General features: G+C 63.7%; 11 protein-coding genes. 6 read left to right on the top strand and 5 right to left on the bottom strand.

Features of this window, described 5'->3' with window-relative positions:
- Positions 1-31: 31 nt before the first annotated feature.
- The 5 genes from GO591_RS15305 to GO591_RS15285 form a co-directional block, all read right to left on the bottom strand.
- On the bottom strand, positions 32-850 hold the full coding sequence (locus GO591_RS15305) for an alpha/beta hydrolase (RefSeq protein ID WP_157157616.1): 819 nt from the start codon (positions 848-850) through the stop codon (positions 32-34).
- 211 nt (positions 851-1061) lie between these two features.
- The gene (locus tag GO591_RS15300; protein WP_157157615.1) at positions 1062-3152 is read right to left on the bottom strand and encodes a hypothetical protein; all 2091 of its coding nucleotides are present in this window, start codon (positions 3150-3152) and stop codon (positions 1062-1064) included.
- 1607 nt (positions 3153-4759) lie between these two features.
- Positions 4760-5332, bottom strand: coding sequence for a hypothetical protein (locus GO591_RS15295; protein WP_157157614.1), 573 nt, complete (start codon positions 5330-5332; stop codon positions 4760-4762).
- Positions 5333-5489: 157 nt separating this feature from the next.
- Complete coding sequence (locus GO591_RS15290) at positions 5490-6167, bottom strand: DUF2306 domain-containing protein (RefSeq protein WP_157157613.1); 678 nt, start codon at positions 6165-6167, stop codon at positions 5490-5492.
- 34 nt (positions 6168-6201) lie between these two features.
- Positions 6202-6651, bottom strand: coding sequence for a hypothetical protein (locus GO591_RS15285; protein WP_157157612.1), 450 nt, complete (start codon positions 6649-6651; stop codon positions 6202-6204).
- 484 nt (positions 6652-7135) lie between these two features.
- Between GO591_RS15285 and GO591_RS15280 the strand changes: the two genes are divergently transcribed.
- From GO591_RS15280 to GO591_RS15255, 6 genes are all read left to right on the top strand, one after another.
- Positions 7136-7555 carry a hypothetical protein gene (locus tag GO591_RS15280; RefSeq protein WP_157157611.1) on the top strand — a complete coding sequence of 140 codons (420 nt, stop codon included), beginning with the start codon at positions 7136-7138 and terminating at the stop codon, positions 7553-7555.
- Between the two features lie 187 nt (positions 7556-7742).
- Positions 7743-8561 (top strand): DUF1206 domain-containing protein, encoded by an 819-nt coding sequence (locus tag GO591_RS15275; protein WP_157157610.1) that lies wholly within the window; start codon positions 7743-7745, stop codon positions 8559-8561.
- A gap of 1241 nt (positions 8562-9802) precedes the next feature.
- The gene (locus tag GO591_RS15270; RefSeq protein ID WP_157157609.1) at positions 9803-10402 is read left to right on the top strand and encodes a hypothetical protein; all 600 of its coding nucleotides are present in this window, start codon (positions 9803-9805) and stop codon (positions 10400-10402) included.
- On the top strand, positions 10402-10917 hold the full coding sequence (locus GO591_RS15265; protein WP_157157608.1) for an RNA polymerase sigma factor: 516 nt from the start codon (positions 10402-10404) through the stop codon (positions 10915-10917). The genes GO591_RS15270 and GO591_RS15265 overlap by 1 nt, the downstream gene beginning before the upstream one ends.
- A gap of 399 nt (positions 10918-11316) precedes the next feature.
- Positions 11317-14238: an FtsX-like permease family protein gene (locus tag GO591_RS15260; RefSeq protein WP_157157607.1), complete on the top strand. Its 2922-nt coding sequence runs from the start codon at positions 11317-11319 to the stop codon at positions 14236-14238.
- Positions 14235-14933 carry an ABC transporter ATP-binding protein gene (locus GO591_RS15255; protein ID WP_157157606.1) on the top strand — a complete coding sequence of 233 codons (699 nt, stop codon included), beginning with the start codon at positions 14235-14237 and terminating at the stop codon, positions 14931-14933. Before GO591_RS15260 ends, GO591_RS15255 begins: the two co-directional genes overlap by 4 nt.
- Positions 14934-15050 lie beyond the last annotated feature (117 nt).

Here is a 15050-nt window from a genome sequence, read left to right as displayed (position 1 = left end):
CCAACAAGCTCGCTGCGCAGGTGGCGATTGCTTAACGAGTCGTCGCGTGCTTCACGGCCCAGTCGAGCGCGAAGTCTGCGACGGCCTCCCACTCTGGAACTGCAGGCAACAGATGTGGTCCGTCAAACTCGACGATCTCGGTCACCGTGTTCGACTCGTAGTGCTTGACGTTCGAGTGGCCCACCTTCGGCGGGAACAGAGGATCCTGCTTCCCCGAGATGAACAGGAGGGGCGGCCGAGCGTCGTTGTGGTAGTCGACGTAGGTGTCATCCTTCCCAGGATGGATGTTCGCGAGCGCGCTCCCCCAGAAGAGTTTGCCCGAGGCAGGAATGTGGTACCGCTCGTACAGTGCCAGCGACTCCTCCTCGCTGAACGTGTTCGCGAACACGTAGTACCACTGCTCCGGAGTCAGGCCGACCGCTCGATGCCGGTTCGCAGGGTTCTTCAGAATGGGGAACGAGGACTTGATCTGAGAGAGCGGGACTACCTTCACGCCCTCGGTCGGCGCCGAGTTAATCGCCACCCCGGCCGCGCCGAACCCGTGGTCGAGCAGGATTTGAGTGAAAGCCCCACCAGCGGAATGGCCCATGATGATGGGCGGGCGGTCGAGTTTCCCGATCATCTTCTCGAGCATGCCAATGATCTCTGGCACCTCGAGCTGCTCGATCGGAGTCGGATCTGCGCGGAGCGCCTCGACCTCAACCTCGAAGCCTGGATACGCGGGCGTCAGCACCGTGTAGCCCCTAGCCTCGAAGTGCCGCTTCCAATGCTCCCAGCTGCGAGGCGTGACCCAAAAGCCGTGGATCAGCAGGATCGTGTTGGGAGCGGCGCCTGATGCCGATGTCGCCATATCGCGCTCCTTCGCTCCACTCTCCTTTGTACACCCCCTCCCGTGGCTCGTGGAAGTAGCGAGTCCGCCGGCTGAATGTGATCTGGACAGGGTCGGTCAGCACCGGCTCAAACAGCAACTCCGGAAACGAGGGCGAAAGTCAGGATGGGGGCCACTCCCGGATGACGGACGTTGAACGGGCAGCCATGGGCGTCGTCCGTGTGTTTGGCGCTCAGCGATATCCGACCTCATAGCGGAGGTCATCCACCTCGAAGAAGGCGTAGCGGATCCCCTTGATGCGTTTGACGTCGTAATCAACCGGTTCCCCGTGTGCCGTGAGCGACGTCAAGACCCTGTCGCCAGAGTGCACCGGCAGCATGCCGGTGAGCAGGTCGTCGGCCCGCGGATCCACGTCGACGTCGAACGTCACGTCGCCGACACCGGTCTGCTTCACGTTCATAAACGATGACGCATGGCGCCCCTCGGTGAAGTCGAGCAGCTGTTGCGCGGAGATCATCGGCACATCCCTCCGGATAGCGACGTTCATCAGCTTCTGATCAAAGTCATCGCTGAAGTCGTAGTGGGTGCCGAACACCCCGTAGTAGCCGCGTTCGTCCTCGGCTGCATTGATCAACTCCTCGATGGCGAGAGTGGATCCCTTCCAGGTCTCATTCACCAGATGTGTCTCCTGCTGGAAGACATCGAGCATTCGGCCGTTCTCGTCGCTGAACCGCATGGGCATTGCCGAACCGGTCATGTATCCGGGCCGGTCCTGGATCCAGTCCGGTGGCCAGTTGTAGTAGTTCATATCGAGGCGCATACCCCACTGCTGTTCCTCAATCGGCAGGCCCAACCAATCGCTGTAGGCGATACAGTGCAGGCGGTGGCCCGTCTGGCCGGGAAGGGCGGGATACCTTCTGCGGAATTCCAGCATGGAAGTCGCGAACGCCGCGCCGAGTGACTCCTCGGTCCAGTCCGCACACCCCGTGGAGACGTGCACCCCCAGATCGAATCCGAGATCGGTGTAATGCTTCGCCTCTGCTGCGGTGACTGGCGTCGATAAGGACATCCAAGAAGTTGCTCGCGGGCACTCCCACCGCTCGACATCACATCCGGGCTTGGCCAGGGAGAGCATTCGATCGAAGGACTGGCGGGTCCCGCCCTCGGTCCCGTGGTCGTCTGCAGTCATCACCAATGCCGCCTTCTCACCATTGGGCAGATACCAGAACCGCGGCAGCGGGGACGTGTCTCCGTGCAGTTCCACCAGCACGTTGCTCAGCAGCCGCATCTGCTCGTCAGCCTGGGGAATGCCGATATTGGACAGATCGAGGTAGTCGGGTTCACCGTCTGATCCCATGAAGAGGTCATTCGGCCGGATGGGGGCCGACCCGTCACGCTCTTTCCCTGCGGCGGCCGGGTTCCCCTGCCTGGTATACATGACCGAGGTCGCCAGGTCGTAGCTGAAGACGGCTATATGCCCGCCGGCGGCACCGACTTCTGTCAGCGTTAGCGCGGGGTCCCGGCTGGAGCGCTCCTGACCAGACCACAGGGTCGCGACGATTTGGCTTTCCGGCCCGCGGGTGTACAGCAACGCGTCTCCATGGATCTGCATGCGCTCGGCCGTGAGACCGTCTCCCGGGGTCTGTGTGGTGTCGATCTCCAGATAGGCGTCCTCGAGCGTCTCGGCGTTCGGCTCCAGCCCAGCCAGCTCGGCCAGTCGCCCTTCCGGCTTCATGGTGATCAGCTCACCGCCGGCCAGCACCCAGGACTCCACGTCGGGAAGGTGCTGTCCTGTGGAACTCATGGCGCCGAGGATGACGACTGCATGCCCCGCCAGCAGGTCGCTTGACACCTGCTCGGGCGTCACCGTGACGAAACCGGTGAATCCCTCGGCCCGCAGGATCTCGGCGACATAGGCATCCCTGGTCCCTTCTCGCGCAACCAGCAGGATGCTGCCTCCGGAGCCGTCGGAGAGACTCGGCGCGGGCTCCACGGTGATAGTCCAGGAATCGAGGATGTTCCTCTCGGACGACGGTGATTCGTGCTGGTGGACCTCTACCGCAAACTGCCCCGCGTGCAGGGGGTGTTCGGGAGTGAAGGACAACACTCCGTTCTCGTCCAGGTCACTGTGTCCCTCGACGATCTGCCCGTCTGACCCGGTGACTTCAATGTCGTAGTCCTTGTGGGCGTGGAGCCATCCAAGCCCTAACTGCACATGGATCTCTGCTGAACCCGGAACGCCCTGTGTTGCGTGCCCCGGATACCGTGCGACGACCTCCGCCCGCATACCGCCCATCGCGACCACGGCCGCGGGCGCCGCCACGGCGACACACGCCATAAGACCGATGGCGACTCGGGATCTGCTCAGTGGCTCTCGGAGGCTCAGAGACTGCCGTCCAACGCCTGGCTCCGCGTAAGTCATGGCTCCTCCGTCACGGCGCCGACCCGCGGTTTCTCATGGCTCACACGGGGCCTCGCAACAGGTCGGGCCGCCAGTGTCACCCTCGCTCCGCGGTGAGTCAAGGGAGAGTTACGTGGCCGGAAACTGTGGCCTTGCCCTAGGCGCCCGAGCCGCTTCGCTCTAGGGAGTGGAGTCCAGTGCGGCCTTCTCGACGCGTTGCCTCGGGGTAGCGCTGTGGGGCTTCGTCCCGCGTCGCGGGCAACCCGAATGCACCGACAAGACGCGGGACGAAGCCAACTACCCGTCCGCCTTCGGGACCGCGCAAGGGTTGGGGGAACCTCTCGGGGAAAAGGCGAACGACGGCCAAGCCTAGGGGTACAAGCGGCTTGGACTCATTCCCGCTTTCGAGGGGTACCGCGCCAATACGGGGTACAGTTCCATGGTGACTCGGTGCCCTGCTTGTAAGGCTCTGGCAAGAAAGGTCGTCAATCCCTTCTTCGGCACCGGATTATCAGTCCACGAATTCATAATCGATTGCCCCACTTGCAAGCGGGTCACGTTCGTCCCCGGTGCAGCAGAGACGGAACCGCTCCAGGTGCAGTCGGCCACCCGCAAACGTTCCTGGGCATCCATCTTTCGCCGGAGGTAACTCGACGGGAATGGCGTTCCGTCCGCCTCGTGCGCGAACCCACCCTGATGGGGGCAGACCGCTCGGTCGGGTCTGATCACGGGGGTCGCTGTCAGGCTGGTAGTCGTTTTACCTCGTCGACCCTGGGGACCGGCACTGGGAACGACGTTCCCTATTACGAGCTCAAGCGCTTGTCCGGGACAAAACGGACCCCGCGTGACTCGGCGCACGCGGTCGAGATCGCGGAACCGTCAGCACGTTCAGATGTGAGAGCTCGGCACCGCATCGTTGCACACACCATGAGTTATGGGCCGACGCGGTGCCGAACCGGCTTTGATGCTACGCGGCATCCGGCTGCTCCCTACGTCTCACCTGACGTTGAGGAGTGAGATTCCGCAGCGCGTGCAGTACAAGTAGTTGTGGCCCGGCGGCCCGCCGATCAAAAGGGAACGCCCACAGGTCGGGCAGGGTCGCGATTCGGGTTGCATGCCGCCAGTGTGCGTGCTGCAGAAGACGACACGCCAGAGAACCGATTGGCCTGCAGGCGGACACCCTCGTGGTCGCGAAGCTCGATCCTTGTACGACGTCCGCGTCGTGCTTGTCTTGCGGTTCGAGTTCGTCGATGTGTTGAGGCCGCCGAAGAAGTTGCCCACACACCAATCGCGATAAACCAGGCCATGAAGCTGACATTCATGGGAGCCGGAACGAACGACAGGGCTGGGAACAACAGATCCCCTTCGATCCGCCACTGGCGTCGCTTGATGCTATCGATGGCGTTGCTGCGCATCCACAGCAACATGTGTGATCAGGACGCGGGGCGGATGTGCCACATCCGGAGACATGTAAGACGCCTTGTTGACCATGAAAACCTAGCCATCGACCGTCAGGCGGCGCGGTGCACTCATTCGTCGAACGAGTCCCACTCGATACGCTCGACCATCGTGACTTGCAACCCGTCGAGCGCATTCCGCACCGCCGGCTTCGTCTTACCGCAGCCGTCGCGCGGATAACGCACAGGTGCCAAGCCTCCGGCTCGCGTCTCAAGCCAGAGCGCCGGCACCACCTCCATGTCGAGGGAGCAAACGAGCCCGTCGGGTGGCACGTCATCCGACGCGGCAAGGGCAGTCAGCAATGGCCCGAGGTCGCCCTCGAATCGTTCGACCCGCCAGAAAATGTCCGCGCCAGCCCCACCGACCGGCCCAAGTTTGCTGAACGTCAGGGAGCAGCGAACGGCAGCGGTGGTGGCTTCGAATCCGGCCGGTACCCTACCAGGCACGGGAATCGACGGGTCGACCCTTGGCTCTCCCACGTTCGGTATCAGCGAAGTCGGCTCCGAACGGCAGTCGATGGCATCATGGAGCTCAGCCTCGGGGAGCAACGGCGCGTTCTGCGCGCAGCCGCTGACCACAAGCCCCGCAACGGCCGCCACGGCGGCCAGGCCCGTGCGTCGTCGCGGTGCGCCCGTCCTGCTCATGGCTCCCGCCTCCATCCCGACCTAGCCGACATACCCCTCACGCTCTAAGACGAGCTGGCGTCGGAAAACGTTGGGCCGATGTCGCGGCACCCGGTGGGGTCGACATGACCGATCAAGAGCTCGCCGCCCGTTGCGCCGACGCTGAACGGCTGCAGACTCAGTCGACGGCGGTGATCGCACGGACGCTTGGAACGTCCGGGGCAGCCACGCGAGCCCGACGGCGGATGACGTACTCGGCCACGGCGAGGTTGATGATCCACGCCGCGCTGGTGAACACAACCTGGCCTGCGCTATCCGGTGGGCTGTCAAGGATTTCGGGTCCGATGATGAGGAGAGCCTCAGTGCCGGCGGCTGCACCTATTGCGTAAGAACGGGTCATCCACGCACTGTGCCGAACGATGTCCCGGAACCGAATCATGTAGAACAGTCCGAGGCTGATGCTCAGCACCATTGATATGCCGATGGTCAACCGCAGGATAAGCAGTATGGCGCCGTCAATCGCCAGGAAGTAGAGGAGCGCTAACCACAGGCCGGAGAAGGCTGCCATGAGACCAGCAGGCACGAGCACGCGGCCGGCGACCCGGTGCCAGCGTCGAGCACGCAGCGAGGGAATGAACTGGATGGCGCCGAGCAGGCAAAATACGGTGACACTGATAATGTGAAGAAACACCGGGACAGGTGCACCAAAGAATCGCTCGTTGTCCGGTGTGATCTCCGCACCGGCCGTCAACTCCGTGAGACGCATCGCCCCGCCCACGATCGGGAAGAGGCTGAGCAGGATCAACCCGGTGGGCGCAAGCCACGGGGAAGGTCTGCGCCCGGTCGGGCTGCTCATTTCTGTCGTTGGGGTGTGTGCAGGTTCTGACCTGTCACCGCCAGCGTTCGCCCTTCGCGGTGACGTACTGCCGCCACACCTGATCCCACGGCACCACAGCAGCGATCACGACAACCACAGCGCAGCTGGACACCACTGCCCCCATCGCCCCGCCCATTTCGCCCGCCAGCGCAGTCGGCAAGGCAACGGCCGCCAGCCAGATCACCTTCCACAGCACCTCCAGAAGCAGCACCGGCAGCATCCGAATCGGATACCGCAAGCCGAGTAGTGTCAGCAGAGACATCGCGGTCAGGATGCAGGCAACAACGCCTTCGAAGACCGGCATGCGCTCAATGTGGTTGAAGAACAGAGGCCATTTCACGATGATGAGGCCGACCGTCATGAAGGCGTAGCCGAACCTGAGTATGTGCAGCCGGTACAGCGGAAGTTCCGGGCCGGTGGCGCCGGTGAGTTTAGGCGCTCGGGCAGTGTCGTTAGTGACCATGAGGTCCTCCAGAAATATCGAGCTAGCGGATAGGGCTATCGGGTGCGATCTGGGGACGAACTTCTGTCCTCGGCTCGAACATTACAGGGCGATGAGTATGCCGCGCCGATAAAACGACGAGAGGTATACAACGCAGGCACCCACACGACGACGGAACTAGCCGAGCTGTTCTACGTGGCACAATCCACCGTGTATCAACCGTTCAACCACAATTGCACCGGCATTGAGAAGCGACAGCCCACGGACGGATGGCGGACGCCAATGCGACAGCGATCGTCTTGTCGGCCGTGGTGCGCCACGGCTCATGTGAACGCCGCCTTCGATGCGCCTCAATCGACGGAAGTGCGCAAGCCAGTTGTCGGATCGCCGAGTATCGGCGAGGCTTTGGCGAAACCGTACGGCGCCGATACGGAACAGGCTCGCTATCGCTGGGGAACCGAAGGTGGTCAGTAAGTTGGCGGGTCATTGGTCGAGGCAACGCTCGGTGAAAGCGGCAATTTCTGTGCTGCTAGCTTCCCTGCTTGCACCCGCGCTTGCCTCGTGCAGCACGGAGCCGCGTGATTTGTTGGTGGTGGAGACGAGCGCCGGCATCACATTTGTTCGCGACACCGGCGCAGAAACCGCCATCGACGACGTTCACTACGAGGGGGTCCTTATCGTCGGTGATGATAACTGCCTGTATGTCGAAGTTGTGGATGGCCCGACTGGTCTGTATCGAGTTGTAGTCCCACCGGACGTGGAGGTGACGGCCGACTCGGTGCGGGCCGAGGACGGCCAGGCGTACCGCTTCGAAGAGCCGGTCCATTTCGCCCGTGCCTACGCGCAGTACTTCGACGAGGGAACCTTCGGTGACGCCGATTGCGAAGGATCGCTGGAGCTGTTTGGTGTGTCGGCGCCGCGTTAGGGGCCAATCAGAACCGACGTCGAGTTCCGGCACCAAACCGGGCGGAACCACTTCAACGCGCCGACGTCGAAGGACTCTCGGCGCGCTGCGCTTGCGTTCCTCGGCACGGACTGACCAAACGAGACCAACCGTTGGCCGGGAGTGCCAGGGGCACCGATGTTCCCAGCGACCGGCTTAGGGTGAAACCATGTCTCGCTCTTCTTCCTCGGCGGCGTCCGCTCGCTCTGCCGCGTCACGACTGCAGGACAACCACGCGTTCCAGCTCGCCGCCCGCACGGGGTTCGCAGTCAACGGCCTGCTCCACCTGCTCATCGGTGGAATCGCGCTCGGCGTTGCCTTCGGCTCCGGCGGGGAAGCCGATCAGGGTGGTGCGTTGAGCGGACTCGCGTCGAGCCCCGGCGGTGTCTTCGTGCTCTGGGTCGTCGCCATCGGGCTGTTCGCGCTCGGGCTGTTCCAGGTGCTCGAGGCATTCCTCGTTCGCGGCACCGACAAGGATGCCTGGGCCGACCGGGCCAAGGAGGGCGGCAAGGCGATCGCCTACCTCGCCATCGGGTTCTCCGCGGCAACTGTTGCCATGGGCAGCGGAAGCGGCAGCTCGGGCCAGACGCAGGGCATCACGGCGACACTGCTCTCCACGCCCGGTGGTGTGTTCCTCGTCGTTCTCCTCGGCCTCGGCGTACTTGCCATTGGTGTGTACTTCATCGTCAAGGGTGTGAAGAAGAAGTTCCTGCAGGACATCTCCGCCCCAGATGGCAAGACCGGCCGCTCGATCACAACACTCGGTCGCATCGGATACATCGCCAAGGGCGTCGCGATCTCTGTCGTCGGCATCCTCTTCTGTGCCGCAGCGATCACCTCCGCCCCCAGCGAAGCCACCGGACTCGACGGCGCGCTCAAGACCCTCGTCGAACTGCCGCTCGGCCCGGTGATCCTCACGGTCGTCGCTCTCGGACTCATGGCATACGGCGTGTACTGCTTCGCCCGCGCAAAGTACGCGCGGCTGTAGCCTCCGTCGGGTCGATTCGCCCGGCCGTTCCGCTCGCGGTGGCCGCCCGGTGATATGCCCCGTCAGGGTGCCACAAACGCAACATGACGAGAAGCGAATTCGAGTAATTAGCCCAGTAACGCGTGAGACAAGTCCGGTTCTGCCCGAGACCAGACCTGATGACAACGCATAGCGCCCACCAGAAGTTAACAACCACGACTCTGCCCGCATACGTATCCAGTGATATCGAGGTGCCATCGCTGAGCTTCGCGTCGAAAGCTATTGGATCGCCGCGTTCCGCCGGAGGAGTTGTGATGACGTTGCCGTAGCCGGCCACGTAACCCTTCTCTGTTCCCTCGCGGTACTGCTGCGCGAGCGGATCATCGGTACACGCCGCCAGAGAGAGGACCAGAAGTGCACTCAGAACCATCAATGCGACGTTGCATTGACGCACAAGAGCCCTCCGTGAAAATTCTCCGGTTTCGACTGATCCTCGTAACGATACTTCAGCAAAATAGTTCAGCGGGCAGAACTACGGTCATGGCGGCGACGTTGCGCTGATTCAACGCGAGGATGCGCATCAGCGACGCGCGATACGCGCCGAGGGCGCGGGGCTCGCGAACACTGCGAAGTTCCCGATTGCAGCACCAACACCAAGAGTGATGAGCACACTTACGATTCCTGTCGGAACGACTGTCCACGCCATCCCTAAAGACGCGAACGCCGCGAAAAGTGCAACGGTTCCGAAGGCTAACGCGCTCGCGTAGACCAGTACCCGCGCGGGTCTCGATGGGATCGCGGCGATTGGCCGGGACAGAACGCCGACCGCGAGTCCCATGGTGGCACCTGTCGTTAGACCTAGGACAAAGCCATAGGGGCCGAGATACCACGCCGACCACAAAAATGACAACGGCACGAAATTTGATTGGCTCAAGGTGATCTGAGCAATGAGGGCCGTGGCGGTGAGTAGGCCAACAAATACGCCGGCAAGCACGGACCAGCCCACGGCACGACCCCAAATGAAACAGGGGGGACTCGCCAGGGTCATCACGAGCTCAGCGTACGCGTTCGACCGACCTTGAACGGGCGCAGGCTCGGGCACTAGCTAGGCAGCCCACGTCGGCCGATACCCAACCGCGCGCGATGCCTTCCCTGCTGCGGCCCAACTGCTCGAACCTAACGAGTTGCGAGGGACATCGTCATTTCGGTACTAGGCGGACATGTTCAGGGTGTACGCACGATACCGATGGGAGGAGATCTTGATGGATACGCTGTTGAGTTCACGCGACGAGCCACTGTATGACCTGCTCGACCGATCCGCGGCCGATGCGCCGCTCTCTGCGCTTGTGACAGACGACGCATTGCACGAGGCAGTGCGCGCCACACGGCTTGAGGCTGCTCGCGATGTTAGGCGTCAGCGGGCGCCGCGACTTGTTGTGACCGGGGCGGCGATCGCGCTGGTTCTTGGCGGAGCGGGCGTCGCGGTCGCGGCAACCACCAACCAGTGGCCGCTGTGGGCACAGCAACCCGACGCGACACTCAAGATCACCCTTCCCAGTGGGACGCAGTGCGAATACCTGATCGGTGGCCTCGGTGGCGCCGACCCGAGCATCACGGATGCAGCTCGCGCGTTCATGGCCTCCGCCTCGGTTCCAACTCGCGAGCAGGTCGACGCGCGCATCGTTGCGGTCCACGGCGAGACCCTCGCGGAATCCCCAGTTTCCGCGCGCGACGATCGCTACGCGCTGGGTGTGGTGGGGGTGATCGGCGACGAACTGGACGCGGAGCTTCACCGGCAGGGGTTTGACGTCACCGAGCGCCCGGCATTCGAGGGAGTCATCTCCTGCCAGGGCGCGAACTGATGGCCGCGCTGAATCGGAAGCGGGACCAACGCCTTACCGCCGCCCTCGACGAGAACGCGAGGGATCTGCTCCGTTACCTTGAGCGCCGTGTCGGAACCAACGACGCACCGGACGCCCTGTCGGAGACCATGATCGCCGCATGGAAGGGAGCAACGCGACTTCCAGCCAATGACGTCGAGGCGCGAATGTGGCTCTTCGGGATCGCGCGCAACATCGTCCTCAACCACTCACGTGGCGAGCTGCGCCGTTCACGTCTGGCCGACCGGATCAGCGAGTCCGCCGGGACAGTTCCTCGGGAGAACGACGCCTCGACAGGTCTAGACGTCCAGGACGCGATCCAACGCCTCCATCCCGATCTCGCCGAGATAGTACGTGCGGTGCACTGGGATGGGTTCACCCTCGCAGAGATCAGCCAGTACCTTGGGTTTCCCGCGTCGACGGTCCGCAGCCGCTATCACCGCGCGAAACAAGAGTTGGCCAAAGTTCTCGGCCCGCTCAGCGAGGTCGTCCGATGATTGGTCTTCACCCGATCGATCCAGCAGCCATTGACCTGCCATGCACCACCTCGGTTGAGATTCAATCGACAGCGCTCGGGAACGAGACGGTTGAGCCCCTCCCTGTTGATAAGACCTTGGTGATCGCGTTGCCTCTCACGATCCGTGTTGGAGGCCCATCGCATGCTTGGTGAGCGAACGGCCCGGGTTGCCCGCACGCTGAACGGGCAGCCGTTCGAACTAAGTGCAAGCATCATCCGCTGAATGCTCCACCGGCTGCAGAACTGCAGCGATCCAAGACGCTAGAACCGGACTTCCTGTCTTGAGTGCGTGGTCTGCTTCCACCCAGTCGCGCGGCTCTAGCGCGGACTCACCATCGTCGATAGTGTAATGAAACCTACTCGGGTCTAAGGGGGGCGCGTGGCGGTTGTTCCGAGAGCAGTGCGTCGCGTTCTTCGCGACCGACCCCGCACCGTTGCTGTAGCGCTGCTCGCGCTCGTCAGTATCGCGGCAGCGGGAGTCAACGGTACGGCTGCGGAGCGGCTGCAGGCTTTGCTCGACGAGAACTGGCGCGGCGCCTATGACATCCTGGTCACGAAGTCGGATGTCTCGGAGATGTTCGACGGCGTACTGACGCCGACAGCACTTGTCTCCTCAGACATTCGGGGTCTGCCGCTCAGCGCGATCGATGAAGTTCGCGGGATCGACGGTGTCGAGGTTGCCGCTCCGATCGGCTCGGTGTCCTATCCGATGTCGACCAGCGATCGGGTGCGCTTCGTTATCCCGCTGGACATGGCCCGCACCGAGCCGGACCGGCAGGCGTACCGGGCAACGATGACTTTCGTCACCGACGACGGCCTGGGTGAACGGATCGTCGCTAGGAACCAGCTGAATCTGTGGGTGGACGCGACGAATTCGCCGTCGTCAATCGTGCTGGATCCATCGCCCGAGATGGAGAACTGGACCTGCGAATTCCAAGATGCTTCCGGCAAGGTTGCATCCGTCTCGGCCAATGAGTCCTACCTCTGCAGAACCCGTCACTTCGAGAAATCATTCGTCTCGCTATCCGACGGGTCGGGGATTGGTAACTCCCGGGTCGACGAGATCGAGGGCAGTGTCGTTATCACGCTGCCCGGGACGCCCGTGTTGGCCTCGCGCATCACTTTGATCGATCCCGAGGCGGAGCGAGCACTACTCGGTGCGGCGGGAGATTTCCTGTCGCCACTGGTCGACGTGCGCGGCGAAACCGGAGCGTCCCTGGGACCGCTCCGCACGTGGATGAAGGCGAATGCCCTGCCTTCCTACTCGGAAGCAGCGGATGCCTACACGAACGGCATGCGTGATTCCGAACTGGACGAAGCACTCAAAGCCGAGTACGAACGGCTCGGGCTGGAGATCAATGCTCCCGACGCAGACTCCTTCGACGCCCTGGCAACGGTTCCGGTGCTTGTTGCTGAGCAGAAGATGGTTCCGCTGAAGCTCACACTCGCGCTTGAGGGATTCGGCCCGGTCGCTTTTGACCCCCACGGCCCCCCGGGGATTGTGCCTCTCCCGGATGCGCTCCTGGCTGGGCAGCCGGGCGTGCCCGTGGGTGAGGTGACCGCAGACCCCAGCCCTCTGCTCACACCGTTCACCAGCCAGTCCGTTTACGTACCGTGGGCGGGCAGTGGATTGGTGATCGATAGTGCACCCATCCCTACGATGTCCCATCTGCCTGGAATGGCGGGTGCCGCTGCGCCGCAGATTACGCTCCGAGAAGCCGGCGAGGATGGCAAGCGGGTTGCCGAGCTGACCGCAGCTGGTTTCATCTCCCCGGCGCCGGTCGACATGTCGAGCGGTACATTCGGCAAGGTGGTCTCGGATGGGACCGCCACCGGACTGGAATCGGTGTACTTCACACCGGCGACGCCTGCTCAGCAGAGCGGATACCCCGCGGGCGTCCCGATCGGCTCATTCAACCCTGAAGAGATCGTGCCGCCGCAGACCGAACTCGGACACGTTCCGCTCGGCGCATACGAGATTCCCGCCTCCACACTCGTCGCCGATCCTGACGGCAAACCAGTGGATCCGGTCGAACTGGCGCCGTCGCTGAGCGGCTTCGGCCTGGTCAATGCGAACACCAGCGCGATCGCCGACATCACCCGTGCACCGGAGTTCGGTTCTACCTTGCCAGTGTCGGCAATCAGGGTCCGCGTCGGCGGGATCGAGGCGTACACCCCGGATACTGTGGCCCGCGTCGCGGCCGTTGCGCAGCAGATCGAAGAACTGGGTTATGTCGCTACGGTGGTTGCCGGGTCCAGCCCGCAGGACGTGAGTGTGTTGGTGCGGGACTGGGCCTTCGGCACACTGGACCCGAACGGCACCCAAACGGTCGGTGACCTTGGGTATGTGAATCAGAGCTGGTCGTCTCTCGGTGCCGCAGCCCAAGTGGATCTGACTGTGTCCGGCACTAGCTTGTCGGTGCTCGCGGTCGCGCTCGCGGCATCCGCCCTGCTGCTCGCGGCGGTGCAGTTCGCATCGGTGCCCGGCAGACGGGCACAGGCCGCCGTGCTGCGCACCATCGGCTGGCGCCGACGACGGATCGTCCGCTGGATGGCGGCAGAGGAAACCGTCTCCCTGACAGTCGTTGCCCTCGCCGGGACCGCTGCGCTGGCGCTCGCCAGCTCCCGCAGCATCGTCGGCGGCATTGTCGCGGTATCACTGGCCGCCCTGATCGCCACATCCGCTCTCGCCGTCACGCTCGGAGCGCGGCCACCTCGCACCACGACCGCATCCGGCGGACGCACCCGGCACAGCGCTGCTCGCGTCACCGCCTGGGTCACTTCCTCCTTGCGGTTCGCCGCTCGCCAACTGGTCGTGCACAGAACGAACGCAATCGTCCAGTTCATCGCCACCGCCGTCGTGGCGGTCGCAGCATCCGCGGTGACCGTGACGGTCATCGAGGGGCAGGCAGCCGTCGGCCCCACCATCCTCGGCGCGGTTGCCGCCGATCAGGCGCTGATAGCACAGCTCGCGCTCGGCGCGATCGCGCTCATCGCCGGCGTCGTGCTTGCCGTTATCGCGCGCCGCATCGACCTCGACCGGCGAAGCGAGCAGTGGCGGCTCATGCGGGCGATGGGATGGAGCGCCGGAGGGGTGCGTGGCGTCCAAATGATCGAGGGCCTCATGATCGGCGTACCGTCGGTGGCCGCTGCCGGCGGACTGTCCTGGCTGTATCTGAACTGGGCAACGCCCGAACTCGCTGAGCAGACGATCCCGGTCGCGCTCAGCGCGGCTGGCCTACTGGTGGTCACGGTTGTGCTGACTGGCTGGAGGGAGACACGGTGGAAGCAGAACCGATGACACTCAACGAGACGTCGACCGAGTCGGCGGTGACGTCGCAGACTTCGACAGTTGTGCAACTGGAGGACGTCACAATCCGCTACGTCGGAGCGAACGGGCACACACTTGACATCGTCTCCGACTACGACCTGGCGCTCGGCGCGGGGCAGATGCACTGCCTGGCCGGGCGCAGCGGGTCGGGCAAGACGAGCATCCTGCGGGTTGCTGCGGGCCTTGCCGCCCCGACATCTGGCGACGTCCGCTGGGCGGGCGAGAGCATCGCACGCCTGTCGGATGCCCGCATCACCGGCTTGCGGCGCGACTTCGTCGGCTACCTCGACCAAGGCGGCACTCTAATTGCGGGGCTGACTGCGATCGAGAACGTGCTGCTGCCGGCCGTGCCAGCGCGGCGCACCAAACAACTTGCACCCGTCGCCCAGGACCTGCTGGACCGGCTCGGCGTCGGCGGCCGCGCGCGTCACCGGCCGGAACAGCTGAGCGGGGGCGAACGTCAGCGGGTGGCCTTCGCCCGCAGCCTGCTGCTCAGTCCCCGAGTCCTGATCGTCGATGAACCGACCGCGAGCCTCGATCGTCGCAGTGCCGACAGCGTGATCGAACTGCTGCGCGGACTCACCAAAGATGGGATCGCGGTGCTCGTCTCTGCGCACGATCAGAACCTCATCGAGGTGGCCGACAGCAGAACCATGCTCAGCTGACGCCAACCGGCGCGAGACTCCGAAATGAGGTGACTCAGCGGGGACCCTCAACGGACACGCGAGGGAAGGCGGAACAAAGCGGTTGGTTGCTGCTCGATGGGCCCCGTCACGCATAGT

Origin of the sequence: Diaminobutyricimonas sp. LJ205 (assembly GCF_009755725.1) — a bacterium.
Taxonomy (GTDB): Bacteria; Actinomycetota; Actinomycetes; order Actinomycetales; family Microbacteriaceae; genus Ruicaihuangia.
This window is presented reverse-complemented; position numbering and strand designations above follow the sequence as displayed.

Excerpts from the sequence above, each read along its gene's own strand:
- GO591_RS15305 (WP_157157616.1), bottom strand. The coding sequence starts at position 850 with ATGGCGACATCGGCATCAGGCGCCGCTCCCAACACGATCCTGCTGATC.
- GO591_RS15295 (WP_157157614.1), bottom strand. The coding sequence starts at position 5,332 with ATGAGCAGGACGGGCGCACCGCGACGACGCACGGGCCTGGCCGCCGTG.
- GO591_RS15290 (WP_157157613.1), bottom strand. The coding sequence starts at position 6,167 with ATGAGCAGCCCGACCGGGCGCAGACCTTCCCCGTGGCTTGCGCCCACC.
- GO591_RS15285 (WP_157157612.1), bottom strand. The coding sequence starts at position 6,651 with ATGGTCACTAACGACACTGCCCGAGCGCCTAAACTCACCGGCGCCACC.
- GO591_RS15275 (WP_157157610.1), top strand. The coding sequence starts at position 7,743 with ATGTCTCGCTCTTCTTCCTCGGCGGCGTCCGCTCGCTCTGCCGCGTCA.
- GO591_RS15270 (WP_157157609.1), top strand. The coding sequence starts at position 9,803 with ATGGATACGCTGTTGAGTTCACGCGACGAGCCACTGTATGACCTGCTC.
- GO591_RS15265 (WP_157157608.1), top strand. The coding sequence starts at position 10,402 with ATGGCCGCGCTGAATCGGAAGCGGGACCAACGCCTTACCGCCGCCCTC.
- GO591_RS15255 (WP_157157606.1), top strand. The coding sequence starts at position 14,235 with ATGACACTCAACGAGACGTCGACCGAGTCGGCGGTGACGTCGCAGACT.